This is a genomic window from Ruegeria sp. P8, assembly GCF_056534665.1.
In genome coordinates, this window is the sequence record NZ_JBQERC010000001.1 from 89,419 (window position 1) to 116,282 (window position 26,864).

25 protein-coding genes are annotated in these 26,864 nt (G+C 59.8%); 14 read left to right on the top strand and 11 right to left on the bottom strand.

Annotation, left to right across the window (positions count from 1 at the left end):
• Positions 1-58: 58 nt before the first annotated feature.
• The 3 genes from ACR0BZ_RS00450 to trxB form a co-directional block, all read right to left on the bottom strand.
• The gene (locus ACR0BZ_RS00450) at positions 59-1,750 is read right to left on the bottom strand and encodes an adenylate/guanylate cyclase domain-containing protein (protein WP_480539321.1); all 1,692 of its coding nucleotides are present in this window, start codon (positions 1,748-1,750) and stop codon (positions 59-61) included.
• Positions 1,751-1,830: 80 nt separating this feature from the next.
• On the bottom strand, positions 1,831-2,280 hold the full coding sequence (locus ACR0BZ_RS00455; protein ID WP_480919161.1) for an RES family NAD+ phosphorylase: 450 nt from the start codon (positions 2,278-2,280) through the stop codon (positions 1,831-1,833).
• A 3-nt stretch (positions 2,281-2,283) separates the two neighbouring features.
• Positions 2,284-3,225, bottom strand: a complete 942-nt coding sequence (gene trxB / locus ACR0BZ_RS00460; RefSeq protein WP_267362965.1) for a thioredoxin-disulfide reductase — start codon at positions 3,223-3,225, stop codon at positions 2,284-2,286.
• 227 nt (positions 3,226-3,452) lie between these two features.
• Here trxB and ACR0BZ_RS00465 point away from each other — a divergent pair, with 227 nt between their 5' ends.
• On the top strand, positions 3,453-3,953 hold the full coding sequence (locus ACR0BZ_RS00465) for an Lrp/AsnC family transcriptional regulator (RefSeq protein WP_209504770.1): 501 nt from the start codon (positions 3,453-3,455) through the stop codon (positions 3,951-3,953).
• A 119-nt stretch (positions 3,954-4,072) separates the two neighbouring features.
• Here the strand turns inward: ACR0BZ_RS00465 and ACR0BZ_RS00470 are convergent, their stop codons facing one another.
• From ACR0BZ_RS00470 to lgt, 5 genes are all read right to left on the bottom strand, one after another.
• Positions 4,073-4,855, bottom strand: coding sequence for a Hint domain-containing protein (locus ACR0BZ_RS00470; RefSeq protein ID WP_267362963.1), 783 nt, complete (start codon positions 4,853-4,855; stop codon positions 4,073-4,075).
• Between the two features lie 330 nt (positions 4,856-5,185).
• Positions 5,186-5,314 (bottom strand): hypothetical protein, encoded by a 129-nt coding sequence (locus ACR0BZ_RS00475; RefSeq protein WP_267362961.1) that lies wholly within the window; start codon positions 5,312-5,314, stop codon positions 5,186-5,188.
• A gap of 270 nt (positions 5,315-5,584) precedes the next feature.
• Complete coding sequence (gene pgeF / locus ACR0BZ_RS00480) at positions 5,585-6,343, bottom strand: peptidoglycan editing factor PgeF (RefSeq protein ID WP_267362960.1); 759 nt, start codon at positions 6,341-6,343, stop codon at positions 5,585-5,587.
• The gene (locus ACR0BZ_RS00485) at positions 6,340-7,407 is read right to left on the bottom strand and encodes a class I SAM-dependent methyltransferase (RefSeq protein WP_480919162.1); all 1,068 of its coding nucleotides are present in this window, start codon (positions 7,405-7,407) and stop codon (positions 6,340-6,342) included. The genes pgeF and ACR0BZ_RS00485 overlap by 4 nt, the downstream gene beginning before the upstream one ends.
• Positions 7,404-8,294: a prolipoprotein diacylglyceryl transferase gene (gene lgt / locus ACR0BZ_RS00490; protein WP_480919163.1), complete on the bottom strand. Its 891-nt coding sequence runs from the start codon at positions 8,292-8,294 to the stop codon at positions 7,404-7,406. Before lgt ends, ACR0BZ_RS00485 begins: the two co-directional genes overlap by 4 nt.
• Before the next feature lie 97 nt (positions 8,295-8,391).
• Here lgt and ACR0BZ_RS00495 point away from each other — a divergent pair, with 97 nt between their 5' ends.
• The 5 genes from ACR0BZ_RS00495 (at position 8,392) to ACR0BZ_RS00515 (ending at position 11,598) form a co-directional block, all read left to right on the top strand.
• Entirely contained in the window at positions 8,392-8,640 is a 249-nt protein-coding gene (locus tag ACR0BZ_RS00495) for an accessory factor UbiK family protein (RefSeq protein WP_050604795.1), read from the top strand.
• 321 nt (positions 8,641-8,961) lie between these two features.
• On the top strand, positions 8,962-9,462 hold the full coding sequence (locus ACR0BZ_RS00500) for a type III secretion system chaperone family protein (protein ID WP_209598027.1): 501 nt from the start codon (positions 8,962-8,964) through the stop codon (positions 9,460-9,462).
• A 39-nt stretch (positions 9,463-9,501) separates the two neighbouring features.
• Positions 9,502-10,317, top strand: coding sequence for a pyrroline-5-carboxylate reductase (proC, locus tag ACR0BZ_RS00505; protein ID WP_480919164.1), 816 nt, complete (start codon positions 9,502-9,504; stop codon positions 10,315-10,317).
• The gene (locus ACR0BZ_RS00510; protein WP_267362951.1) at positions 10,310-10,648 is read left to right on the top strand and encodes a tRNA-binding protein; all 339 of its coding nucleotides are present in this window, start codon (positions 10,310-10,312) and stop codon (positions 10,646-10,648) included. The genes proC and ACR0BZ_RS00510 overlap by 8 nt, the downstream gene beginning before the upstream one ends.
• Positions 10,648-11,598: a 2-hydroxyacid dehydrogenase gene (locus ACR0BZ_RS00515; protein WP_480831309.1), complete on the top strand. Its 951-nt coding sequence runs from the start codon at positions 10,648-10,650 to the stop codon at positions 11,596-11,598. The genes ACR0BZ_RS00510 and ACR0BZ_RS00515 overlap by 1 nt, the downstream gene beginning before the upstream one ends.
• Here ACR0BZ_RS00515 and ACR0BZ_RS00520 read toward each other — a convergent pair.
• Positions 11,595-12,173 (bottom strand): thymidine kinase, encoded by a 579-nt coding sequence (locus ACR0BZ_RS00520; protein ID WP_480475503.1) that lies wholly within the window; start codon positions 12,171-12,173, stop codon positions 11,595-11,597. The genes ACR0BZ_RS00515 and ACR0BZ_RS00520 overlap by 4 nt on opposite strands.
• Before the next feature lie 355 nt (positions 12,174-12,528).
• On the opposite strand from ACR0BZ_RS00520, the gene ACR0BZ_RS00525 reads away from it, so the two are divergent.
• Positions 12,529-12,990 (top strand): hypothetical protein, encoded by a 462-nt coding sequence (locus ACR0BZ_RS00525; protein WP_480475505.1) that lies wholly within the window; start codon positions 12,529-12,531, stop codon positions 12,988-12,990.
• Between the two features lie 159 nt (positions 12,991-13,149).
• A complete protein-coding gene (locus ACR0BZ_RS00530; protein ID WP_480565357.1) occupies positions 13,150-14,952 on the top strand; it encodes a hypothetical protein in 1,803 nt (600 codons plus the stop codon).
• A gap of 26 nt (positions 14,953-14,978) precedes the next feature.
• On the opposite strand, the gene ACR0BZ_RS00535 is transcribed toward ACR0BZ_RS00530, so the two are convergent.
• Entirely contained in the window at positions 14,979-16,103 is a 1,125-nt protein-coding gene (locus tag ACR0BZ_RS00535; protein ID WP_480919165.1) for a beta-ketoacyl-ACP synthase III, read from the bottom strand.
• 160 nt (positions 16,104-16,263) lie between these two features.
• On the opposite strand from ACR0BZ_RS00535, the gene ACR0BZ_RS00540 reads away from it, so the two are divergent.
• From ACR0BZ_RS00540 to ACR0BZ_RS00550, 3 genes are read left to right on the top strand one after another with little or no spacing between them, the layout of a single operon-like run.
• Complete coding sequence (locus ACR0BZ_RS00540; RefSeq protein WP_480493635.1) at positions 16,264-16,731, top strand: MarR family winged helix-turn-helix transcriptional regulator; 468 nt, start codon at positions 16,264-16,266, stop codon at positions 16,729-16,731.
• Positions 16,728-17,765: an efflux RND transporter periplasmic adaptor subunit gene (locus ACR0BZ_RS00545; RefSeq protein ID WP_480493636.1), complete on the top strand. Its 1,038-nt coding sequence runs from the start codon at positions 16,728-16,730 to the stop codon at positions 17,763-17,765. The genes ACR0BZ_RS00540 and ACR0BZ_RS00545 overlap by 4 nt, the downstream gene beginning before the upstream one ends.
• A gap of 11 nt (positions 17,766-17,776) precedes the next feature.
• A complete protein-coding gene (locus ACR0BZ_RS00550) occupies positions 17,777-20,824 on the top strand; it encodes an efflux RND transporter permease subunit (RefSeq protein ID WP_480919166.1) in 3,048 nt (1,015 codons plus the stop codon).
• 65 nt (positions 20,825-20,889) lie between these two features.
• Here ACR0BZ_RS00550 and carB read toward each other — a convergent pair whose 3' ends face one another.
• Entirely contained in the window at positions 20,890-24,243 is a 3,354-nt protein-coding gene (carB, locus tag ACR0BZ_RS00555) for a carbamoyl-phosphate synthase large subunit (RefSeq protein ID WP_480919167.1), read from the bottom strand.
• 178 nt (positions 24,244-24,421) lie between these two features.
• Here carB and ACR0BZ_RS00560 point away from each other — a divergent pair, with 178 nt between their 5' ends.
• The 3 genes from ACR0BZ_RS00560 to ACR0BZ_RS00570 are packed head-to-tail and all read left to right on the top strand — an operon-like array spanning position 24,422 to position 26,819.
• Entirely contained in the window at positions 24,422-25,549 is a 1,128-nt protein-coding gene (locus tag ACR0BZ_RS00560) for an aminodeoxychorismate synthase component I (protein WP_480919168.1), read from the top strand.
• The gene (locus tag ACR0BZ_RS00565; protein WP_480539302.1) at positions 25,504-26,151 is read left to right on the top strand and encodes an aminotransferase class IV family protein; all 648 of its coding nucleotides are present in this window, start codon (positions 25,504-25,506) and stop codon (positions 26,149-26,151) included. The genes ACR0BZ_RS00560 and ACR0BZ_RS00565 overlap by 46 nt, the downstream gene beginning before the upstream one ends.
• Positions 26,148-26,819 (top strand): CPBP family intramembrane glutamic endopeptidase, encoded by a 672-nt coding sequence (locus tag ACR0BZ_RS00570; RefSeq protein WP_480565369.1) that lies wholly within the window; start codon positions 26,148-26,150, stop codon positions 26,817-26,819. Before ACR0BZ_RS00565 ends, ACR0BZ_RS00570 begins: the two co-directional genes overlap by 4 nt.
• The last annotated feature ends 45 nt before the right edge of the window (positions 26,820-26,864 follow it).

Consider the following 26,864-nt stretch of genomic DNA (forward strand, 5'->3'; position numbering starts at 1 on the left):
AATTTCCAACTCTGAAATCAAAATGATGATCTCGTTCCTTGGGGCGTATATATTCCGATCATGCAAGGTATGACTGTTCCTGTTTTCGCGTGTGCGGCGCAAGCCCGGACGCGCGGGTGACTGGCAGGGCGGGAATCGGATCGGCAACGCCGCGCAGCTGGAACATCCGGATACCCTCCGGCGGCAGGTTCATACCCGCAGCCTTCAACACCTCTTGCGAGACCAGCAACTCGACCCCCAAGGCCTTGGTTTCGCTTTCCAGTCGGCTGGCCACATTGACGGCGTCGCCGATGATCGTTCTCGCGGCATGTCCCTGCGCGCCAATCTCACCCAGCACCAGATCACCAAGGTGTAAGCCCATTCCGATGCGAATGCCGGGGCTGCCTTCGGCCTCAAGCTGCTCGTTGAACCGGTCAAGGGCATGGCTGATATCTATCGCAGCCTTCAACCCCGCGCTGGCGGATGCGGCCGCATCGGGTTTCTCGAAAACCGCCAGCAACCCGTCGCCCATATACTTGTCCACGACACCGCCGTCCTTGGTGATGGCAGGTACGACGGCGTCGAAGAACCGGTTCAGCAGGAACACGATATCATAGGGCAGCTGACCCGTCGTGCGGGCGGTAAATCCGCGCATGTCCAGAAACAGCACGGCCAGTTTCCGTTCCTGCCCCTGACTGGCATGCCCGCGAACGCGCCCGCCATCCGGTTGAAAAACGCGGAAAACAGTGGTCGGTTCCGTCGGGCGGATCTGGCAGGCCAGCCGTGTCTGCGGTGAGGCGCCAACAGCGGCGAGGCTGCGGGCCTCGACATCGCCGGGCGGGGGTAGGGCGTTAGCGCCTTCCTCGATGATGACGCGGCATGTGGTGCAGCGTCCCTTCCCGCCGCACAAGGCCGTATGGGGCACACTATGTGCCTGCGAAATCTCAAGCAGTGTCATGCCCTTTTCGGCATCCACCTCGGGCCCGTTGCTGTAACTTACCCGCACCGAATGCCTGCGCCGCCACAGCTTGCGCCCGATATACACAAGACCCGTGGCCGCCAAGGCGAGCCAGAACGCCAAAAGGGCATTATCCTTGACGGTGAACATGGTCTGGAACGCCTCGGGCGAGGGCCAGTTGTAATGCTCGATATATTGTTCCCGCAGAAACTCATCCGCGAATTCCAACCAAATGCGGCGGCCCTCGGTCAGCAGACCGGCCAAGGCGAACATGGGGATGAAGACGGCAACACCGATCAGATAGGGTACGGCGCTGGACCACCATTTCGTCAGCCGTAACCACATATGCAGCCCGATACAGCCATGCACCCAGACGATCAGCAACAGTGCGCTTTGCATCCAAATCACGGTGCTGGGCCACATCAGGATGATGATATACCCCATCTCGTCATTGACGTCATAGATCTCGTGCGCGACCCGCGTCTGGATGACATGCGAGATCAGCTGCAAAGGTATCAGCAGACCCAGAACAATCTGCAACGCCGTGCTGAACGGCATGCGCAGGGTCCGGCGTTGTGCGATCGAAGCTAGCGCCAGACCGGCATGAGTGAACAACGCCGCATAAAGCAGCAGGCTCATAAAACTGTGCCGCGTCACCGCTGTTCGACCGTCCTGCATCCCGTGCAGATAATCGGTGTGAAACAGGCCCAGTCCGATGTTGATGAAATGGAAGAAAGCGAAAGCAAACAGAACCAACCCGCTGCCGATCCGAAGCCGGGCTGCCCAACCGCCACGCCACAAAGCGCTCTTCAAGAATACCACCTGTATCGCTGTTCGCCGTGGTTGGACTTTGCGAGGACGTTCGCGGTCAGGTCAAGGCTTCGGGTGCAAATCTAGGCCTGCCAATGGGTGGCGGGGTGTTGGGATTGAATTGATATCTTGTCCGCACAAAACAGCACCAGATGGCTGAGGTCAGGGCGCGAGCGCGAGCTGTAGATCAAGCCGTCCGCCCCCAGTGCCCGCGCTTTATCTGAAAAAGACCATGTCGGGGAAGGGGCCCCCGTCGCGCGAATATCCTGCCAGATCACCGAGACAGCCGTCTGCCCGCGGTAGTCCACCAATCGCGCGTTTTCCACCAGAAACCTTTGAACCACCCGGTCGGGATCATCACCCGAGATGTAGCGGCGGATGGCGACCGAAGCGCCCTCGGCGCTGAGCGAGGCATAAAGCGCGAATTGTCCGGAATGATGAAAGCGCCCCTCGGGCGCGCGGGCAGGCAGCAATGGGGCTGCTGCCTGCGACGCAAACAGAATTCTCCAGACAGGGCCAGAGAATTCAAGCATGTGTCAGTCCTGTTCGGCCAGGAACCGTTCGGCATCCAGTGCCGCCATACAGCCCATCCCGGCGCTTGTTACTGCCTGACGATAGACATGGTCGGTCAGATCGCCTGCCGCGAACACGCCGGGGATTGAGGTTTCGGTGCTTCCCGGTTTGGTGACGACATAGCCACCCATATGGGTTTCCAGCGTGTCTTTGACCAACTCGTTCGCAGGGGCGTGGCCGATGGCGACAAAGACGCCCTTGCACGGAATCTCGGTAATCTCGCCGGTTTTGACATGTTTGACCCGAACACCTTCAACGCCCAAAGGCGCGTCGGTGCCGATCACTTCTTCCAACTGGTGGAACCACAGCGGTTCGATCTTTTCATTCTTCAACAGGCGATCCTGAAGGATCTTTTCCGCCCGCAACTCATCGCGGCGGTGGATCAGGGTCACCTTGCTGGCAAAATTGGTCAGGAACAGGGCCTCTTCCACGGCTGTGTTGCCGCCGCCAATCACCACGATTTCCTGCCCGCGATAGAAGAACCCGTCACAGGTGGCGCAGGCCGAGACGCCAAAGCCCTTGAACTTCTCTTCCGACGGCAGACCCAGCCATTTCGCACGCGCGCCGGTGGCCAGAATGACAGCGTCCGCCGTGTATGTGGTGCCGCTGTCGCCCTTGGCGGTGAAGGGGCGTTTGCTGAGGTCCAGATCGCTGATGATGTCGCCGATCACCTCACATCCCATGGCCTTGGCATGGTCCTGCATCCGCACCATCAGGTCCGGGCCCTGCACCTCCGTGTCGCCGGGCCAGTTTTCGACTTCGGTGGTCGTTGTCAGCTGACCACCGGGTTCGATGCCCTGTACCAGAATGGGTTCCAGCATGGCGCGGCTTGCATATACGCCTGCGGTGTATCCTGCGGGTCCTGACCCGATGATCAGAACCTTGGTGTGTCTTGTGTCGGCCATGGTGCCCCCGCTCGAATTGCCTGAATTGGGCCCGCGGCCCGTCGCCCCGATATAGCGACCGACCGGCCCGGCTTAAAGCCCCTTACTGTTCAGGTCCCCTCGGGACGGGGTGCCCTGGGTTTACCGGGAGAAGGCGAAAAGGAAACAAAGAAAATTGCGCATCTGCGAAACATTATTGCGCGCGTGTAGGGTGCTGATATAAGAACCGAAAAAATCAGGAGCATTTGATGGTCACGACTCGGCTGGATGATATTGATCGCAAGATTCTGGCGGAACTGCAGGCGGACGGTCGTATGACCAATGTCGAGCTGGCAAAACGGGTCGGAATCTCGGCCCCGCCCTGTCTGCGCCGGGTGCGCACACTCGAAGAATCCGGCTTCATCACCGGCTATCACGCCGAGGTCAACTCACGCGAGTTGGGGTTCGAGGTTCAGGTATTTGCCATGGTCGGTCTGGACAGCCAGGCCGAAGTCGAACTGCGCGCGTTCGAAGGCCGCTGCCGCGAATGGCCATTGGTCCGCGAATGCCACATGCTGAACGGCGAAGTGGACTTCATCCTGAAATGTGTCGCACCTGACCTGAGCAGCTTTCAGCAGTTTCTGACGGGCGAGTTGCTGACCACGCCAAACGTGGCCAGCGTCAAGACATCGCTCGTTATTCGCGGCGCAAAAGACGAGCCAGGCGTACCGTTCGACGTTCTGGAAGAACGTATGAACCGGACGGCGTAACGCCAACACGTTTTGGTTGCGCGGTGATTGGTGGCAACAGTGCTGCCACCGCAAGGGATAGAACCCAACTTATTACCAGCTGCATGATGCCCCCCATAATGCAGTAATCACAATCATGCTCAGGCCGTCATCGCGTCGATCTCACCATCTCCGGCGCGCGGCATCAGCAGCGGGCCGAAATCGTTCAGCGACTCGATATGCGCGAACAGGTTCAGATAGATCGACCGAAGCGAGTGGCTGATCATGCGAACCGCATTCACACCTGGATGATATGTTTCGAACTGTAATCCATCTACGCGAATAACGGAATGGCGTTTTAAACAAATGTGAAACAGTTCAACGGGGGTGGGCGGCATTGTTTCAATGACACCCATCCCGTCCTGAAATTCGGACACGGGTGTAAGAATCGGCTGCCCCCCATGCAGGTGCCGCAAATGCGCAGGTGTTCCCACGATTCGCGCCGCCGGGCCAGCAATGACACCCGACATTGGCTTTTGCATCCCGAACGTATCCGCCATGATCCGCGTCAGCGGTCGCGTCCGGCCACGTGAATCCGCGCGTCCGGGGATCAACGTGACAGATCCCTTCCACAACACGGTTTCCGATGCGCCATCCTGCGTCAGGACCGTATCCCCAGGCATCAGATCCTCGATTGCCATCGGTCCATGTTCCGTTTCTACCAAAGATCCACGTGTGAAGGCGCAAAACGCGTCTTCAAACATCGGCAGGGCAGGTGCGATGTGGCGGGTCTGAACCACATCTCCGTTCTTCAACAGGCTGCTGACCTCATAGCGGCGCAGCTGGGCTTTTGGCTTGGAAACCGGCCGCGGCGCGTCCCGCAGCATAACAGACGTTTCGATAGCATTTCTGGCCGCGCGGGCCAGTGAATTAGGAATAGTCATTAATATTCCGTCCCCTCAAAATGTTCGGTCAGGCGCGGCGTACCCCCGTACAGACGCGCCCGGCGAACTGGTTCTTTGCCTTGAAACAAATGGGTGACCCTCGGGCGGCAACCGGTACGGTCCCGCGACGCGACTAAATCTCGCTTTCCAATGGTCAACACATTGACCCCCCAGACAAACTCGTACTTCACGGGCGAAATTGCCCGCACACACACAACTCCTAAAAAGTCACGAACCCCTCGCTCGTGACGCGCGATACATCAGGCCGGAGCGAACCTGATACGCGTTGACCCAAATAAGACCGGCAGCTTGGTCTCTGGGTTTTCTGTCTCAGCGTCGTGCCGCGATGCGACTGGCGACCCTGACAGAATTGCTTGTTACCCGCTTCCACGGCATTTCCAGGTTCTGGTCCCGAGTGGCCTCGACCATGGCTTTCAGAAAGCGTGATTTGGTCTTCATTTTTTGGTCCTGCTCTGAACGGGGTGTATTTCCCCACATCCTCTGTAAACCTTTTGTGACGCGGGTTTGCGGCAGGGATAAGGCTTATCCGGGATGATTTGCGGACAGAAAAATGAAGTCAGACGGACCTCCCACTCAACACGCCAGCGCCCGATTTTCGAACGTCAGATACCGATCTGATTACTGGCAAAAACTCGTTACGATTCTGATGCCCAATCAACACAACAAATGTGGCGGAAAAGTGGCGGGGCACCTAAATCTGGACGAAGATCACAATCTTATGACAGAAATCAGCCGCCCGTAATCGACCTCGTTCGCGTGTGTTGACCGGCGATAGGAATAGAACCTGTCGGGGTCGGAATATGTGCAGTGCCGGGTCCACTCGGCCTGTCCGATTCCCGCCTGCCGCAGCCGGTGCAGCCCGAAGGCGGGCAGATCAAATTGCAGGCGGTCACTTTCACCATTGGCAAAAAAGCGGCTGTTGTCCGGCGAATCCGCAAGGAACGCGTCCAGAAACTCTGGCCCCACCTCGTACGCGCGCTGGGAAATACTGGGTCCGATCACGGCGCAGATATTGCTGCGGTCGGCTCCCAGCGCCTCCATCGCGTCCAGCGTCGCTTCCAGAACACCGTCCAGCGCGCCGCGCCACCCGGCATGGGCCGCACCGATCACATGCGCGTCGGGATCGGCGAACAGAACCGGCTGGCAATCGGCCGTCAGGATCGTCAGGGCCAGACCGGGTGTTGCTGTGACAATGGCGTCCGCTTTGGGTTTTTCACCGTCAACCGGGGCTTGGACTGTCAGAACCGTTGGGGAATGAACCTGATGCACCGCGACCATTGCCTCGGGGTCCACCTCCATCGCGTCGGCCACCCGCCGCCGGTTCAGCGCGACAATCTCGGTTTGATCCGAGGACCCCTGACCGCAGTTCAACCCGCTGAAAATTCCTGAAGACGCGCCGCCGCGACGGGTAAAGAACCCATGGCGAAATGGCGACAGCAGATCCGAGGTCAGAATTTCCAGCGTCATGGTTCCAATCCTGGTGGTGGGGCTGCATAGGCCGGGAAAAGGCCCATCACCTTGAACAGATTTCCCATTTCATCAGGATGCGTCAACCGCCGATGCGCGGCAATCAGCGCATCCAGCTCGGAACCGCTCAGTGCCTTGGACAGGGCTTGCGCGCGGGCGGTGATCCCCAGCCGTTCAAGGAAGACGCCCTGCGGTGTCAAGCGCGTATGCCTGCACCCACAGGCGCGGGTCGCAACGGCCAAAGGCTCAAAATCCACATGCGCGGTCAAATCGGCCTGACCGGGCGATGCCAGAGGATCGGAATGTTCGTGGTTTTGCAGAGCCTGCAAGGTATCGCCCAGCGAATGCCAGTCGCCATAATCCACAATCAATGCCGCGCCGCCATGGCTGGCGACCCGCCCCGCGATTACGGTCAGAATGGGAATTGCAGCAGCACACAGTTCGACCAGATCACCGTCCTTGGTGTCCGACAGCCTATCATTCAACGCCACCTGCGGCCCGTTCGGACCGAGCCCGAACATCAACGCGCCGTCGCGTTCGCCCACCAGACGCTCGCGCCAACCCGTACCGTCACGCTGGAACTGGCGGATGGGCAGGGCATCAAAGAACTCGTTAGCAACCAGCAACAGCGGCTGGTCGGGCAGGTAGGCGATCGTGTCGATCCAGACCGCCTCGTAATCCTTCAGCGTTGCCGCCTGCACCTGTTTCAATACAGGCGATGCTTCAACCAGTACAACCTGCGCTGCCTCGTGAAATCCGGGTACAGCCCGTGTGGCGCGCAGAATATCGGCCATCAATGTACCGCGCCCCGGCCCCAGCTCGCACAGGGTAAACGGTGCAGGCCGTCCCTGATCCATCCAGCTTTGCGCCAGAGACAGCCCGACCAGCTCCCCGAACATCTGGCTGATTTCCGGCGCTGTGGTGAAATCCCCCGCTGCTCCCAGCGGATCACGGGTCGTGTAATAGCCCAGCGTCGGATGCAGCAGGCATTCGCCCATAAAATCCGCCACGCTCAGCGGTCCATCCTGCCGGATGCGGGCGATCAGGTGATCGGTCAGGCTCATGCCGCCCGCCGCCGCGCCCGCAGGGCAAACCACAGACCAAGCGCGATCATCGGCAGCGACAGGAACTGCCCCATGGTCAGCCCGTACCCGCCCACATGCCAGGCCAGCCCCAGTGGATTGCCGGGCGATACGAACTGCGCATCCGGCTGGCGAAAGAACTCGACGATAAAGCGCGACGCGCCGTAGCCCGCCAGGAACGTCCCCATGACAAGGCCCGGTGTGCGAAAACCGCCGCGCCGATAGACCAGCCACAGCAATACCGCCCCCAGCAAAACACCCTCCAGCGCGGCCTCATACAGCTGCGACGGGTGCCGGGCGCACATGCCTGCGACCACGTCGGGGCAATCCTGCGCAGCAAATCCTGGAAAAATGACAGCCCAGGGCAGCTCGCTCGGGCGGCCCCACAGCTCGGCGTTGACGAAATTGGCCAGCCGCCCCAGCAGCAATCCGGGCGGAACGGTGTAGGCAACCAGATCCCCCAGCGACAGGGCAGGGATACGGTGCCGTCGTGCAAACAGGTACGACGCAAGGATCACGCCCAGCAGGCCGCCATGAAACGCCATGCCGCCTTGCCAGACCTTCACGATCTCCAGCGGGTGCGACAGGTAATAACTCGGCTGATAAAACAGCACAAAGCCCAGCCGCCCGCCCAGAATCACGCCCAGAATGATCCAGGTAACCAGATCCTCTAGCTGTTCGGGCTTCATCGGCGGGCCATCCGCAGGCCAGAGCGCCGGGCGGCGCAACGCCACAACAGCCAGCCGCCACGCGATCAGGATGCCCGCGATATAGGCCAGCGCATACCACCTTAACGCGAACTCCATCCCGAACAGCGGGATCGAGAACAGTTCGGGCGACAGATCGGGGAAATTCAGAACAGCCTGCATGTGCGTCTCATTGCCCGGGGTTTGCAGGTCAAGTCAACCTTGAGCCCGCGCCATTCTTTGCCCATATACAGGTAAACCGCGAGATCGGAGAACAGATATGCAGACCCGCAACAAAATCCTGGATGACGTGTCCCAGCTGATGACCAACGCCATGGGCGTGGCACAGGGCGCGCGGGAAGAGGCTGAAAACGCGATGAAGTCGATGATCGACCGCTGGCTGGCCGACCGCGATTTCGTCACCCGCGAAGAATTCGACGCCGTGCGCGCCATGGCTCAGAAGGCGCGCGAAGAAAACGCGGCACTCGAAGCCCGCATCGCCGCGCTCGAGGCGAAACTGGACAAATAACGCCCCGGCGTTCCCTGTTCCCACAATTTTCGGACAAAGCATTCCGCCGCGCAATCCAGCCCGGATTGTGCGGTGCTGTGTATTTTGACGTGTCGCAGAATTTATTCAAGACAAAGCTGACTCTGGCGCCAATATTTTGATCGCCGTTGCCTTCTGTCCACAACTTATTGCTGTTATCCCCAATAATTAGGGTTGCCAGAACTTACGCCACATCGCACCATATTTAGTACAGGCCTATGGGGGAAGCCCGGTTTGTAGAGCAGGCAACTAGCGCTGGGGCGCTGCCAGCCCCGAAATGCTAGAGATTAGTGAGGTGGCATTATGGCCCTTTCCGAGCAGTATCTCGAAGAAGACATTCATCCGATCGACATTGTTGAGCATCTGGCCGAACATCACGACTGGGATTTTGATCGCATTGGGGACGATCAGATTGCCATGGCCGTTGAAGGGCAGTGGCGCACCTACTCGATCACGCTGGCCTGGTCCAACTATGACGAAACGCTGCGCATGGTGTGCAGCTTCGAAATGGAACCACCGGCCGAGCGTGAAATGCAGCTCTATGAGCTGCTCAACAAGATGAACGACCAGTGCTGGGCAGGCGCGTTTACCTATTGGGCAAACCAGAAGCTGATGGTCTATCGCTATGGTCTGGTCCTTGCAGGCGGGCAAACAGCCAGCGCTGACCAGATCGACACGATGATCAACGCCGCCGTCATGAGCGCCGAGCGGTACTACCCCGCGATCCAATTGGTGACCTGGGGCAACAGAGGGCCAGAAGAAGCCATGCAAGTGGCCATTGCAGAGGCCTACGGCCGCGCGTAAACCTTTGCCCCGAACCGATATGTAAAGCGGGAGGGGCAAATGGACATGACGCGAGTGGCCGAACAGGGGCTTGTGCTTCTGGGGTGCGGAAAGATGGGGTCCGCAATGCTGGCGGGATGGCTGGAACACGGTCTTCCGCCAGCTTCCGTTTGGGTCATCGATCCCTACCCGTCAGATTGGCTGAAGGCGCAGGGCGTCAATATCAACGCACCGTTGCCCGAATCCCCCGCCGTGGTGCTGGTTGCGGTCAAACCGCAGATGATGGGCGAAGCCCTGCCTGCCCTTCAGGCGCTGGGCGGTGGGTCCAGCCTGTTCATTTCCGTTGCGGCTGGTACCTCGATTGCCACCTTCGAATCCGTTCTGGGCCAAGACACCCCGATCATTCGCGCAATGCCCAACACACCCGCCGCTATCCGTCAGGGCATCACGGCACTGATCGGCAACGCACACGCCTCCGAGACCGATATGGAACAGGCCGAAAACCTGCTGGCGGCAGTGGGCCAGACCGTTCGCCTAGAGGATGAGGCACAGATGGACGCCGTCACCGGGCTCAGCGGGTCCGGCCCGGCCTATGTGTTCCATCTGATCGAAACCCTGGCCGCTGCGGGCGCGGCGCATGGCCTGCCTGCCGAGCTTGCGATGAAACTGGCCAAGTCCACTGTGGCCGGTGCCGGGGCACTGGCCATGGCGTCCGACGAAGACCCCGCGCAGCTGCGCATCAACGTGACCTCTCCGAACGGTACCACACAGGCCGCGCTTGAGGTGCTGATGCATCAGGAAACCGGCTTTCCTGACCTGCTGCACCGTGCCGTCAAGGCCGCAACCGACCGATCCAAGGAGCTCTCGCGTGAGTGAAATTTCGTTCGACGACTTTCTCAAGGTCGATATTCGCGTGGGCGAGGTGATCCGCGCCGAGCCCTATCCCGAGGCCCGCAAACCCGCGATCAAGATGTGGATCGACTTTGGTGACGAGATCGGCGAGCGCAAGACCTCGGCCCAGATCACCGCGCATTACGATCCGGCCACTCTGGTTGGCAAACAGGTCATGGCTGTCGTCAACTTCCCTCCGCGCCAGATCGGCAAGTTCATGTCCGAAGTTCTGGTGCTGGGTCTTCCCGATGACAGCGGCGAGATCGTTCTGATCGGCCCCGACGGCAAGGTTCCTACAGGCGGGCGGATGCACTGATGAAACTGCTGATCACGCGCCCGATGACCCCGGCAGTCGAATCGCGCGCCCGCGCCGATTTCGATGTGACCATCCGGGAAAACACCCTGCCCATGTCACGGCAGGAGATGCTGGCCGCTCTGGCCGATTACGACGTGGTCGTCCCGACGCTGGGTGATCAGTTTTCGTCGCAGATTTTTGCAGAAGCCGGTCCACCGCGCTGCAAGCTGCTGGCCAATTTCGGTGTTGGCTTCAACCATATCGACGTGGATGCGGCACGCGCGGCCGGGATTGACGTAACCAATACCCCCGGCGCCGTCACCGATGCCACGGCTGATATCGCCATGACCCTGCTGCTGACCACAGCCCGGCGCGCCGGTGAGGGTGAGCGGCTGGTGCGGTCGGGTCAGTGGCAGGGCTGGCACCCGACGCAGATGCTGGGCCATCACGTGACCGGCAAGCGCGTGGGCATCGTCGGCATGGGCCGCATCGGGCAGGCCATCGCGCGCCGCTGTCATTTCGGGTTTGCCATGCAGGTGGCCTATCAATCCCGCAATCCAAAAGATCTGGATTTCCCGGCAGAATTCACACCTGACCTTGAAACACTCGCCGCTTCGGTCGATTTCCTTGTGCTTGCGGTTCCCGGTGGTGCGGAAACCCGCCACCTGATCAATGCGCAGGTTCTTGAGGCGATGAACCCCTCGGCTATTCTGGTCAACATCGCCCGTGGCGAGGTGGTGGACGAGGCCGCGCTGATCACGGCGCTGCAAACCGGTCAGATCGCGGGGGCGGGGCTGGACGTCTACGAGTTCGAACCCAAAGTGCCGCAATCCCTGTGCGATATGGAAAACGTCACCCTGCTGCCCCATCTGGGCACCGCCACCGAAGAGGTGCGCAGCAGCATGGGGCACATGGCGCTGGATAACGTGGCGGCCTTTGTCGCGGGCAGGGCGCTGCCCAACCCGGTCTAGTCGCCCACCGCCTCGCGCCAGTGTTTGCGGCAGAGCGAGACATACGTCTCGTTCCCGCCGATCTGTACCTGCGCCCCTTCAGTGATGGCCTTGCCGGTCTCGTCGCGACGAATCACCATCGTGGCCTTGCGGCCGCATTCACAGATCGTGCGCACCTCGCGCATTTCGTCGGCAAGGGCCAGCAGGGCGGCAGAACCGGGGAACAGCTTGCCCTGAAAATCCACGCGCAGCCCATAGGCCAGCACCGGCACATCCAGATCGTCCACCGCACGGGCCAGTTGCCAGACCTGCGCCTCGGACAGGAACTGCGCCTCATCAATGAAAACGCAGGCCACGGAACCTTTGTCCAGCCGGGACCGGATCATGGCGAAGACATCATCTTCGGGTGTGAACGTGTCAGCCTGCTCCGATATGCCGATGCGCGATGCAATCCGCCCCGCACCCGCCCGCCCGTCAAGGGCGGCGGTCATCAGATAGGTCTGCATCCCGCGCTCGCGATAGTTGTGCGACGCCTGTAGCAACACGGTCGACTTGCCCGCGTTCATGGTGGAATAGTTGAAATACAGCTTTGCCATGGCGTGGGTCTAAAACGCCCGGCCAAAAGGAACAAGAGAGCAAAGGGATGTAAGAAGCGACGTCGCCATTGCGTGTGCAGAGGCCGAGCTGGGCTCGTAGGGGATGGAACCCCCGCGTCTGCAACAGCGACGCCGTCGGCCAACATGTGGCCAAAACAAAGCAAGGCCCAACAATACCGCCCCGCAATCACTCTTTACCGGCTTGAACTGCCGCCACTCACTCACAAAATCCCCCGCTTATCTGAGGGATAGTCAATGTATGACATTTCAATTATGACTCAGGTATGGGAAATTTCCCGACGCTTTCCCCGGTTTGGACACCGGGCGGGCGTTTGCAGGTAATAAAGGTAAATCAATGGCAGATATCGGGGCCTATCTGAAGAAACACACAGAAGCGCTGGTCAAAGATGTCGGAATAGAAGCTGCTTGTGAAATCACCGGAAAATCCAAGGCGACCCTGGGCCGGTATTATTCGGACAATGCCGAACACGCGGACAGGTTCATGCCCGTGGATGCGGTGGCCCGGCTTGAAAACGCAGCAACTTATCCGCATGTGACATCCGCGCTGGCGGATCTGAAAAACATCACCTTGTCCTACAGCGAACGCAACACCGAGGATCCTCGCACAGGCGGGGTGAATTCGGATGTCATCGCGCTCAGCCAGCGGTTTGCAATGTTGATGACTGAATATCAGTCCGCTATCGAAGATGGCATCATCACGGTGAACGAAGCCAAAAGGCTGCTGAAAGAAACCAGTTTGCTTCAGCAGGTCCTGATAGAAATGAAACTGCACCTGGAAGAAGAAAGCGTCAGCTAGGCTTGGTGGCGGCCAGCTATCGGCCAAAAACCGCCTGCCCGGATCGCCGCAGATGTCGTGCGCTTTGTGGCATGATCATCAACCGGACTCTGCGCCTCAATTCAGTCACGTCTTTCAGATAAGCTGTGGCGCAGGCAAGATCGTCAAGGGCAGTAAACCATGCAGAAAATGCAGGGAAATTACAGCATTCTCGCAGACCGTATGGTTTGGCGGTCGTTCCTGTTTGTCTATGCGCTCTTTCTGGCCACGGTGCTGTTTGGCGCTTATCAGGAAGGCCCTGATGACGCGATGCGCTGGGTCATGGTACAGGACCTGCTGGCGGGACAGGGCTGGTTTGACGCCTATCAGCATCGGCTGGGCCCCGGTGACGGCACGCTGATGCACTGGTCCCGGCTTGTCGATGCACCGATTGCCGGGATCTACGCGCTGTCCGCGATGGTCGTGCCGCCCGACACCGCCTTGCAAGTGACCGCGTTTGTGTGGCCGGTGCTTCTGGCGGGGCTGACCCTGTGGGCCTTTGCTGTCACCGGCGCAGCGTTGGGCGGGCGAAATGGCGCGATTTCGGCACTGGTGGTCGGTGCGCTGACGCTCGAACATTATCGGAAGTTCGACTATTTCTCGTTTGACCACCACAATGTTCAGATTCTGCTGTTTGCAGCGGCCCTCATGTTCTTTGTCCTGCGCAAGGCCAAACCCTCTGCTGCGGGATGGCTGGGTGTCTGTCTGGCCCTTTCGGTGTCCATCGGAACCGAATCGATCGTGCAGGTCGCGATTATCGCGGTGTTCTTCACGATTGACTGGATCGTGACCGGCACAGCCGCCCGCCGCCGCACCATAGTGTTTGGAACCGGGCTGGCGCTGACCCTGTTGTTGGCCAGCGTTGCAACAACGGGGCGTCAGGGTTTTCTGTTCCCAAGCTGCGATGCCCTGACGATCAGTGTGGCCCTGCCGGCCGGGATCGCGGCCCTGTGCCTGTGTGCAGCAGCCTGGGTCGGGTCGGGCTGGTCCTATTGGGGGCGCATCGGCGCGTGTCTTGCGACAGGCGCTGTAACACTTGGCTGCGCTTACGCATTTGCACCGCATTGCCTTGAAAACCCGATTGCGGACCTGCCTCAGGACATGCGCGACTTCTGGCTCAGCCAGGTTGCCGAAGCACAGAATATAACCGTCGTGCTGGAACGACATCGGGGCGAGGCTGCGGCCCTGATCGCCATGTCCGTCATCACGGCGGTTGCAGCCTTGTTCTTTGCCCGCCAGTCGCAAGACAAACTGGATTACCTTCTGTTTCTGGCGCTGATTGTGACCGGGTTTTCCATGTTTCTGTACCAGTCCCGGATGATGACGTTTCTGGGCGTGTCTCTTGTGGCTGTTCAGGCTCAGGTGCTGCGGACCCTTTACGTCAGTTACAGAACCCATGGCCGCACGCTCTCCGGCTTGGCTATGATAGGCTTTATCGTCTGCGTCTCGCCAAAGATTGGTAGCAGCGTGGAAAAACAGTTGGAACGGTTTGCGCGCCCCTCCCTTGCGGCACCCGTCGCCGAGGTTGTGCAGGATTCGCAAAACATCGGCGCCCCCTGCAAAGCGCCCGAGGCCTACGCGGCCCTGAAAAACCTGCCAGCCGGAATGGTTCTGGTCGATTTCGATTATGCGGCAGAGGTGCTGCGCTATACCGATCATTCGGTTCTGGCGGGGAATTATCACCGCAACCGGGCCGGAATTCAGGCGCAGATCGCGGTTTTGCGTATGGACGCGCCTCAGGCCGGTCCGCGTCTTGCTGCGCTGGGTGTAAGCTATGTGCTGCTCTGCACCGCCGCACCCCGTGCCGAATTCTGGGATTGGGCATCTCAGGGGCGCGGTCTGCAATCCCAGCTAGCCAAGGGTGAAACCCCCGCCTATCTCAGCCGGATTGATGGTGGGGAAGGGGCCGCGTTTCAGGTTTTTCAGCTCGCGGCCGATCTCTAGTCCGTAAGCGCTTTGCGGAATGCCGATCAGGCGTGACGCTTCACGATCACCGATCCAACCGAATACCCGGCCCCAAAAGAACAGATCAGGCCCAGATCGCCCTCTTGCAGATCGTCAGAGTATTTCGAAAACGCAATGATCGACCCTGCGGATGAGGTGTTCGCATAATCCTGAAGGATATTGGGTTGCTCGCCCGCCTCGGGTTCACGGCCCAGAACCTTCTTACCGATGAAGTCGTTCATCGTCTTGTTGGCCTGATGCAGCCACAGGCGTTTGAGGTCGGTATTGCTGACCCCTTCGGCCTCCATATGGTCGCTGATATGCTTGCTGACCATCGGCAACACTTCCTTGAACACCTTCCGGCCGTTCTGCATGAACTGCATGTCGCGGCGGTCAATCACACCATCGGGGCGCGACCGGCGCAGGAAACCGTTATTGTTGCGGATATTGTTGGAAAAGGCGGTGGCACAGCGGGTCGACAGGATTTCGAAATGCGGGCCTTTTGCGTCTTCGATCCGCTCGATCAGCGTTGCCGTTGCCACATCGCCAAAGATAAAGTGACAATCCCGGTCGCGCCATTCCAGATGGCCCGAGCAGATTTCAGGGTTCACCACCAACGCCGAGCGCACCGAACCGGACCGCACCATATCCGCCGCCGCCTGAATGCCGAACGTGGCCGAAGAACAGGCGACATTCATGTCAAAGCCGAACCCGTCGATACCCAGTTCCTGCTGAATCTCGATTGCAATCGCCGGATAGGCGCGCTCGTGGTTCGAGGCCGCACAGATCACCAGATCGACATCCGCCGCCGTGCGCCCCGCCTGCGCCAGCGCCTTCTTGCAGGCATCCACTGCCATCTCGGTCATGATCCCGGGCTCGTCATCGTTGCGCTGGCGCAGCGTCGGGTGCATCACGTCCGGGTTCAGCACCCCGGCCTTGTCCATCACGTAGCGGTTCTGAATGCCCGACGCCTTGACGATGAACTCTTCCGAGGAATGCTGCATCGCCTCCATCTGCCCGGCTGCGATGGCCTCGGCATTCTTCGCGTTCTGCTTGTCGGCATAGGCGTTGAACGCTTCAACAAGCTCCGCGTTGGTGATGACGTTTTCCGGGGTGAAGACACCGGTACCGGTGATGGCGGGGGTATACATGGCGGGTCCTGAATGTTTCGGATTCGCCCAAAATGCAGTCATGGCGTGATTTGATCAAGATATGTTGACCTAAGGGAATTCGTTCCGGGGCGCAGTTTCATATCTTGAATAGTTCAGAAATTGAAGTATATCGCCCCGTAACCCGCGCGGAGACCCCCCAATGCCAGACGATATCAGCGCCAGACTGGGCCGCCTCAGCCCCGAGATTCAGGCGATCATGGGCGTCTATGCCCTGTACTGGAAACTGGAAGAGACCTTCGACTGTATCGAAACAGACCTGAACCACCCGGAATGCCACATGCTGATCAAACTGGATCAGCCCAAGCGCATGGGCGTTCTGGCCGCTGATATGTTAAGCGTCCCGTCAACGATCACCGCCACAGCCGATGCCCTTGAAAAAACGGGCTACCTGACGCGGCGGCGTGACCCCGAAGACCGCCGGGCCTGGTTGCTGGTGCTGACAGAGCAGGGCGAAGAGGCCCGCAACATGCTGGTCGCCGCCGCCGGGGACCTGTTTCACAGGGCCTCGGGCCTAAACGAACAAGAAACTGCCGAATTCGCGCGACTGGCGCGCAAAATCCGCGACAACGTATTGAAAACGGGAATTCCCGAGGGATTGAAGAAATGAAACTCCTGACCTCTCTGGGCCTTGCACTGGCCATTCTGGCAACCCCGATTGCCGCTCAAGATACCCCGAAACCGGTGAAACTCATGCAGGTGCGCGAAACCGCGCCGGGTTTCACGCGGCAGTTCTTTGGCCGCGTCGCCGCGCGCCAGACCGTTGATCTTGCCTTTCAGGTTGCCGGCCAGATTGTCGAGATGCCCATCAACGAAGGCTTCATGATTCCCAAGGATGGTCTGATTGCCCGCCTGGATCAGGAACCGTTCGAGCTGCGCCTTGATCGGGCGCGGCTGCAAAAGGAACAGGCCGACCGCACCGTCGCCCGCCTGTCGCGCCTGCGCGGTACAACCGCCAGCCAGGTGGCCGTGGACGACGCCGAGACCGAGGCGCAGCTGGCCGCAATCGCCCTGCGCGACGCGGAATATGAACTGGAACACGCCACGTTGACCGCGCCGTTTGACGCGCTGGTCTCAAGCCGCTCGGTCGAGGCGTTTACGACCGTCTCGGCGGGCACCCCCATCGTCCGCATTCACGACATGTCGGAACTTCGCATCGTGGTCGATGTGCCCGAGATCCTGTTTCAACGCTCCGGCCAGAATGACGACTTCTTCATCACCGCGAAATTCCCGGTCAGTGACGAAGTCTTCCCGCTGGAAATCCGTGAATTCGACGCGGAAACCTCCAGCGTCGGTCAAACTTTCCGCATCCAGTTTGGCCTGACCCCGCCAAAGGGGCTGCAAATCTTTCCCGGTTCTTCCGTTACCGTCAACGTTCAGGTGCAGGACAACCGCACAGGCATCGTCGTCCCGGCGACCGCCGTAGTCGCTGACGCAAACGGCGCGCTGAACGTCGTGGTGTTTTCCCCGGTCGGGGCGGATGAGGGCACCGTGCGCCGCGTCCCAGTGACCATCGAGCCCACGCAAACCGGCGAAGTCCGGGTGCTGACGGGCCTGTCTGACGGGGATGAGGTCGTCGTGGCCGGGGGCGCTGTGCTGACGGATGGTCAGACGGTGCGCCGGTTTGCCGGTTTCGCGAACTGAGGGGCTGACAGATGAATATCGCCCGCGCCTCAATCGACCGGCCGCTTTACACATGGCTGGTCATCCTCATTGCCCTCATTGGGGGCATCTGGGGATTCACATCGCTTGGCCGTCTGGAAGACCCGGCCTTTACAATCAAGAACGCGGTTATCATCACGCAATACCCCGGTGCCACCGCCGAGCAGGTGGCGCTGGAAGTATCGGAACCGCTGGAATCCGCCATACAGCAGATGGGCGAGGTGGATGTCATCACCTCGGTCAATCAACCCGGACGGTCCCTGATCGAGGTCGAGATCAAGTCGACATACGACGGCACCGAACTGCCTGCCATCTGGACCCGGCTCAGGGCCAAGGTGCGCGACGCCGCGCGCGGCCTGCCATCGGGCGTCGGCCAACCGTTTGTGAATGACGGGTTTGGCGATGTGTTCGGCCTGTTCTATGCGGTGACCGCCCAAGGGTTCTCGGACGCTGAAAAACACGAACTGGCAACGTTCCTGCGGCGGGAACTGCTCACCGTGGACGGGGTTGCAGATGTCGAGGTTCAGGGCCTGCCGGACGAGGCGATCTTTGTCGAACCCGATCTGGCGATTTCGGTGAACCAGAATGTCCCGCTGCAAGCAATCAACCAGGCCATCGCCAACGCGGATTCGGTCAATTCCTCAGGGTCCTTGCGCTCTGATAATGACCGGACCACCATCCTGACGGCCGAAGGGTCAGACAGCGTGTCGGCCATTGCGGGCCTGTCTGTTGGTTCACAAGGGCAGGTGATCAACCTCTTTGACATGTCCGATGTCTATCGCGCCCGTCAGAACGACCCCGACATCATCATCCGCTACAACGGGACCGAGGCCTTCACCTTGGGTATCGCGGGTCTGGCCACGGAAAACATTGTCGAGGTTGGCAAACGCGCTGACGCCAAATTCGCGGAGTTGAACACAAGCATTCCCTTCGGTGTCGAAATCCTGCCGATCTATCAGCAACATGTGGTGGTCGAACAGGCCTCGAACGACTTTCTCGTGAACCTTGCCATGTCGGTGGCCATCGTGGTCGCCGTCCTGGGCATCTTCATGGGCTGGCGCGCGGCCATTGTTGTCGGCTCGACCCTGCTGCTGACAGTTGTCGGCACGCTTCTGTTCATGTCGCTCTTCTCAATCGAGATGGAACGAATCTCACTGGGTGCCCTGATCATCGCCATGGGGATGCTGGTGGACAACGCCATCGTTGTGGCCGAAGGAATGCAGATATCCATGCTGCGCGGCCAGTCCTCGCGCGATGCGGCCGAGGATGTGGCGTCAAAAACCCAGATCCCGCTGCTGGGTGCGACCGTGATTGGCATCATGGCCTTTGCGGGCATTGGCCTCAGCCCTGACGCAACCGGAGAATTCCTGTTCTCTCTGTTCGCCGTGATCGGCATTTCACTGTTGCTCAGCTGGGTATTGGCGATCACCGTCACGCCGCTTTTGGGGCATTACTTCTTCAAACAGGGCAAAGCAGGCGAGATCGACGCATACGGCGGCCTCCTGTTCCGCACCTATGGTGCGATCCTGCGCTTTGCGCTGCGCTTCCGCTGGCTGGTTGTTGCTTGTCTCGTCGGCGTTACCGTGGTGTGTTATGCCGGGTTTGGGCTGATGAAACAGCAGTTCTTCCCCAACTCCAACACGCCTTTGTTCTTTGTGCACTACAAACTGCCGCAGGGCACACCGATTGCACGAACCGCCGAAGACATGGCGGTGTTCGAAGAGTGGTTGGCAGCCCGCGACGACGTGGTCTCGGTCACGACCTTTGTCGGCCAGGGGGCTACTCGTTTCATGCTGACTTATTCAGCCGAAAAGCCGAACCCCAGCTATGGGCATATGGTCATCCGCACAGCAAGCCTGGACGACATCCCGGCGCTGCAAGCGGATCTTGAGGCGTTTGGGTCCGTCCAATTCCCCGAAGGTGAGTTCGGCACTAAGCGCCTGGTTTTTGGCCCCGGCGGTGGTGATCCGATTCAGGCTCGGTTCTCGGGCAGCGATCCGGTCGTGCTGCGCCAGCTTGCTGATGAGGCGGTGCAGCGCATGGCAGCCGCATCCCCGAACGCGCTGTTGGTTCATCACGACTGGCGCGAACAGGAACTGGCTCTGCAACCGATCTATGCCACCGAACGGGCGCAGACAGCCGGTGTCACACGCGAAGACATCGCCGCCACCCTGCAATTCTCGACCGACGGCATTACGGGTGGTGTGTTCCGCGAGCGCGACCGCCTGATCCCGATCATCCTGCGCCGACCCGCGGACGGAGATTACTCGATCGTTGATCAGGTCGTGTACTCGGACCAGTCGGAAAAGTTTGTACCAATTGAACAAATGGTGGATGGATTCGAGTACAAAACGCTCAATACGCTGGTTCACCGTCGTGATCGGGTTCTGACCATCACCGTCGGCGCGGACATCCCGCCCGACCTGACTGCGGCGCAGGTCCACGCCGAAGTTCGGGACGCCATCGAGGCCATCGAATTGCCGCCCGGGTACAAGATGGAGTGGGGCGGTGAGTTCGAAAATTCGCGCGACGCGCAGGCAAGCCTGGGCAGACAATTGCCGCTGAGCCTGCTGATCATGGTGTTGATTTCGGTCCTGTTGTTCAACGCAATCCGCCAGCCGATCATCATCTGGCTGCTGGTGCCGATGTCCGTGAACGGCGTGGTAATCGGCCTGCTGGGAACAGGGTTGCCCTTCACCTTTACGGCACTTCTGGGCCTGCTCAGCCTGTCGGGCATGCTGATCAAGAACGGCATTGTTCTGGTTGAGGAAATCGATCTGGTCCGCGCTACCGGCAAGCCCCTGCGCGAGGCAATCATCGAAGCATCCGTGTCGCGTTTGCGGCCCGTCATGCTGGCGGCTGTCACGACCATTCTGGGCATGGCGCCACTGCTGACGGATGCGTTCTTTGTCTCGATGGCAGTGACGATCATGGGCGGTCTGGCATTTGCCACCGTGCTGACAATGGTCGCGGCACCGGTGTTTTACCTGCTGTTCTTCGCCCGTGACGAACGAAAGAAAACGATGGAAATACCTGCGTAAAATATTGAAAATAAGGAAAAGCCCCAGAGTTTCCTCTGGGGCTTTTCTGTTTGGTTCATGGGTCTTTACCCCTGTAGCGATTTCACCTCAACGTCGCCCTCAGCTTGTGCCTTGATCGCCAGTGCTGCGGCATTGGCCCCTGCAGCGGTGGTGAAATACGGGATCTTGTCATACAGCGCGATCGAGCGGATGGCCTTGCTGTCCTCAACCGCCTGCGCACCTTCGGTGGTGTTCATCACCAGCTGCACCTGACCGTCTTTCAGCATGTCCACAACATCCGGGCGGCCTTCGTACACCTTGTTCACCACGTCACAGGCAACACCCTGTTCGTCCAGCCAGCTTTGGGTACCGCGTGTGGCCACAAGCGTGAAACCCTGATCAACCAGAACTTGTGCCGCTTCCAGCATGGCTTTGCCCTTGTCGGCATCCTTGATCGAAATGAACGCACGGCCAGAGGACGGCAGCACCATGCCCGCGCCCATCTGCGCCTTGAGGAACGCGCGTGGGAAGTCACGGTCCCAGCCCATCACCTCGCCTGTCGAGCGCATTTCCGGGCCAAGGATGGTGTCGACGCCGGGGAAACGGGCGAAGGGCATGACGGCCTCTTTCACCGAGAACCACGGCATATCCGGATCGGCCAGCGTCATCTGGTCCGCGATCTTGGTGTCCTTGCCTTCCTGATAGGGCGGGCGCATCGGGAAATCGGCCAACTTCTCGCCCGCCATGATGCGCGCCGCAATCGACGCAATCGCACTGTCGGTGGCCTTGGCAACAAACGGCACGGTGCGCGAGGCGCGCGGGTTCACTTCGATCAGATAGATCTCATCATCCTTGATCGCGAATTGCACATTCATCAGGCCAACAACATTCAGCGCCTTGGCCAGCTTGAACGCCTGTTCCTTGATCTGCCCGATGATCTCTTTCGACAGCGAATAGGGCGGCAGCGAACAGGCGGAATCGCCCGAGTGAACGCCCGCTTCTTCGATGTGCTGCATGATGCCCGCCACGTGAACGTCGGTGCCGTCACACAGCGCATCTACGTCCAGCTCGACCGCGCCCGCCAGATAGCTGTCCAGCAGTACGGGGCTGTCGCCCGAGACCACAACGGCCTCGTTGATATAGCGTCGCAGCTGATCCATATCGCGCACGATTTCCATCGCACGACCGCCCAGAACGTAAGAGGGGCGAATGACCAGCGGGAAACCGATCTCTTCGGCAATCTCCAGCGCCTTTTCATCGGTCGAGGCAATACCGTTTCTGGGCTGTTTCAGGCCCAGTTCATTGACCAGCGCCTGGAACCGTTCACGGTCTTCGGCCAGGTCAATTGCGTCCGGTGTGGTACCCAGAATCGGAATACCCTCGGCCTCAAGCGCGTTGGCCAGCTTCAACGGTGTTTGACCACCGAACTGAACGATCACGCCGTGCAGCGTGCCGTTTTCCTGTTCCTTCGTCAGGATTTCCATGACGTGTTCAAAGGTCAGCGGTTCAAAATACAAACGGTCCGAGGTGTCGTAGTCGGTCGAAACCGTCTCGGGATTGCAATTGACCATGATGGTCTCGTACCCGGCCTCGGTCAGCGCATAACAGGCGTGGCAGCAGCAATAATCGAACTCGATCCCCTGACCGATCCGGTTCGGGCCACCACCAAGAATAACGACCTTCTTGCGGTCGCTTGGGCGTGCCTCGCATTCGACATCTCCCATCATCGGGGCTTCGTAAGTCGAGTACATATAGGGTGTCTGCGCTTCGAACTCGGCGGCGCAGGTATCGATGCGTTTGAAGACCGCGGTGACGCCCAGATTGTGGCGGGCGCGGCGCACGTTATCTTCGCTGCGGCCTGACAGGTTGCCCAGACGCGCATCGGTAAAGCCCAGCATCTTGAGCTTGCGGATGCCTTCTTCGGTCACTGGCAGACCGTCCTTGCGCACGATGCGTTCGGCTTCGATGATCTCGCGAATGCGGGCCAGGAACCAGGGGTCAAACTTGGTGACGCCAAAGATTTCGTCGTCGCTCAGGCCATGACGCATGGCTTGGGCGATGGTGCGCAGGCGGTCAGGGGTCTGCTTGCTGATCGCTTTGATGACATGCGCTTTGTCGTCGCTGCTTTCGACCTCATCCCACAGGCCGATGCTCAGCCCCGGAATTTCGATCTCATCAAACCCGGTCAGGCCGGATTCCATCGAGGCCAGCGCCTTCTGCATGGATTCGTGGATGGTGCGGCCGATGGACATCGCCTCACCCACCGACTTCATTGCAGTGGTCAGATAGGGTTCAGAGCCGGGGAACTTCTCAAACGCGAATTTCGGGATCTTGGTGACGACATAGTCGATGGTAGGTTCGAACGACGCAGGCGTGACCTTGGTGATGTCGTTGTCCAACTCGTCCAGCGTGTAACCAACGGCCAGTTTCGCGGCAATTTTGGCAATCGGGAAACCCGTCGCTTTCGAGGCCAGCGCCGATGAACGCGACACGCGCGGGTTCATTTCGATCACAACCATGCGGCCATCATCGGGGTTGATCGCCCATTGCACGTTCGAGCCACCGGTTTCCACCCCGATCTCGCGCAGCACGGCGATCGAGCCGTTGCGCATGATCTGGTATTCCTTGTCGGTCAGCGTCAGGGCAGGGGCCACCGTGATCGAGTCACCCGTGTGCACGCCCATTGGATCGACGTTTTCGATGGAACAGACGATGATGGCGTTGTCGGCAGTGTCGCGCACCACTTCCATCTCGTATTCTTTCCAGCCCAGCAGGCTTTCATCGACGAGGATCTGGTTGACAGGCGAGGCATCCATGCCCGAGCGGCAGAAATGGATATAATCCTCGCGGTTATAGGCCACGCCGCCGCCTGTGCCGCCCAAGGTGAAGGCCGGGCGGATGATGGCGGGCAGGCCGATTTCCTCCAACTCGTCCAGAGCGATCTGCACACCTGCTTCCAGATCGGCAGAGCCGTCGGCCTTCTTGGGGGCGGTCACGATGGTGGCTTTGGGGTTTTCCAGCCCCAGCCGATCCATCGCCTCGCGGAACAATTTGCGATCCTCGGCCATCTCGATGGCGTCGCGTTTGGCACCGATCATCTCGACACCGAACTTGTCCAACACCCCCATCTCTTCCAGCGCGAGCGAGGTGTTCAGACCGGTTTGCCCGCCCATTGTGGGCAGCAGGGCGTCAGGGCGTTCCTTTTCGATGATCTTGGCGACGACCTCGGGCGTGATCGGCTCGATATAGGTGGCATCGGCAAGTCCGGGGTCAGTCATGATTGTCGCCGGGTTCGAGTTGACCAGAATAACCCGGTAACCTTCTTCGCGCAGGGCCTTGCAGGCCTGAGCGCCGGAATAGTCGAACTCGCAGGCCTGACCGATAACAATGGGACCCGCCCCGATGATCATGATCGACTTGATGTCGGTTCTCTTCGGCATGGCCTGGCCCCTTCGATTTTGCACGAGTCGCGGGCGCCGCCCAAGCGCCCAAATTGTCGTGCGTTATAGGGACCACGCAGAAAGGTTCAAGGGGTATCGGAAACAGAAGCGAAATTGCCGCTTTCCCCCCTTTCCCCTGCCAGAGTATTCTCTATACCGCCCTTCACGGCAAAAGAGGATGCAGTTGCGTATTCGTTTTGATCAGGGACCAGCCGGTCGCGGAACCCGGTTTCAGCGCCCGTCTCGGATTATCCGCGCGGATACGGCGGAGGACGTGCCCCAGGCTCTGGCGGCGCTGGATGAGGCGCGCGCGGGCGGGGCCTGGCTGGCTGGCTATGCCAGTTATGAACTGGGATATGTGCTTGAACCCCGGCTGATCAAACTTTTGCCGGAATCGCGTCAGCTGCCCTTGCTGTGCTTTGGAGTTTACGGCGCGCCGGATCGGGTTTCTTTACCGACGCCCGCAGGCGAGGTGCGCGCGTTTCAGCCGCGCTGGGACGAGGCGCGCTATGGCGAAGCCTTTCAAGTGGTGCATGATGCCATCGGTGCCGGTGACATCTATCAGGCGAACCTGACCTTTCCGATTGACCTGACCGTCTCGGGCAGCAGTGAAACCCTTTATGCGGCACTGGCAGCGGGGCAGCCCGTTGGGCATGGTGCGCTGGTGCAGCAGGTCGGGTTGCCGGATTTGCTCAGCCGCTCGCCAGAGTTGTTCTTCCGCACAGACGCGGATGGAAAGATCGAGACTCGACCGATGAAGGGCACCCAGCCGCGCAGCGAAGACCCGGACGAGGATATGCGGCGCCGGGCGTTTCTGACCACGGACGAAAAGAACCGGGCGGAAAACCTGATGATCGTCGATCTTCTGCGCAACGATATCAGCCGTGTCGCATTGCCCGGTTCCGTTCATGTCCCTGAACTGTTCAAGGTGGAAACCTATGCGACAGTGCATCAGATGGTTTCACTTGTCCGTGCCCAGTTGCTCAAATGCGCAGGGCTCAGCGATATACTGACGGCGTTGTTTCCCTGCGGCTCGATCACGGGCGCCCCCAAAATTCGCGCCAAGGAAATTCTGGCCGGGCTGGAACCCTGGCCGCGCGACATCTATTGTGGCACCATCGGCTGGGCCGCGCCTGATGGGCGGTCCGAGTTCAACGTGGCCATCCGTACGCTGATGCTGGAAGACGATCAGGCCACCCTGAACGTGGGCGGGGGCCTTGTCTGGGACAGCACCGCCCCGGCAGAATATGAGGAGGCGCTATGGAAAGCCCGCTTCGCCCGCCAGCTGAGCCTGATTTCCGCCTGATCGAAACGCTGGCGTTTCGGCCAGGTCAGGGCTTTCTCCGAAAAGACCGTCACCTTGCGCGCATGGCCCGAACCGCTGCGGCCTTTGGCCTTCCCTTCAACCCGGATTCAGCGACCGCCGCGCTGGATGGCGCGTTGGGCGACACCCCCTTGCGGTGCCGCCTTACACTGGACGCATCGGGTGCATTCGAATTGACCACCGGGGTTCTGGCCAGCAACCCTCCGGTCTGGCGCATCGCCCTGTCTGATCAGCGACTGGCTTCCAATGATCTTTGGCTGCGTCACAAGACAAGCCGCCGCGCCCTTTATGACAATACTCGCGCCGCGCTGACGGATGGCATAGACGAGGTGTTATTCCTGAATGAGCTTGATGAGCTGTGTGAGGGCACCATCAGCAACCTTTTCGTCGAAAAACAGGACGGTCGTATTCTGACACCTGCGCTCTCCAGCGGTCTGTTGCCTGGCATATTGCGCGAAGAATTACTGGATAAAGGAACGGTGTCTGAGGCCGTGCTGACCTTGAGCGACCTGAAAAATGCACAAACTGCCTACATGGGCAATTCATTGCGCGGGCTGATCCGGGTGGAGCTGATAGACACGTGACCAAAGACAGCGCGATGGTCGGACCGCCGGTTGCATTGCCGCGGTTAAGAGTTGAGTTCGGCCTGTTCTATGTTGTCCTGCCGCTGATCATCGCGGTTTTGTTTCCACCGAACTGGATGTTTCCGGCTCTGTTTGCCCTGACCGGGCTGGGGATCATGCTGCTGCATTGGACACCGGGCTTTCAATGGGCCGAGCTGCGCTATGATTGGGCCAACTGGTCGCTTCGCGAAGTTGTGCTGTTTACCGCTTTCATGTCCGTGTTTTGCGTTGGGCTGATTCAGGTGACACGCCCCGACGCCGCGTTTTTTCTGCTAGTACACCGCCCTGAGATGCTGGCGTTTATCTGGATCGGTTATCCTGTTTTGTCTGCACTGCCACAGGAACTTCTGTTCCGCCCACTGTTCTTCCGTCGCTATCACGCGATCCTGCCAGAAGGGCGCGCGGCTTATGTGCTGAATGCTGCCATCTTCTCGTTCGCGCATCTGATGTATTGGAGTTGGATTGTCGTCCTCATGACATTTGCGGGCGGGCTGCTGTTTGCATGGGCCTACAGGCAGCGCGGCTCGTTCTTCTATGCGGTGCTGCTGCACGCGATTGCGGGCAATATCATCTTTGCGGTCGGGCTGGGTGTCTATTTCTACTCAGGCAACGTGCAAAGGCCATTTTGACAGGGCGACCCGCCTTGACTTTCCGGGCCTGACAGGGTGTATCGG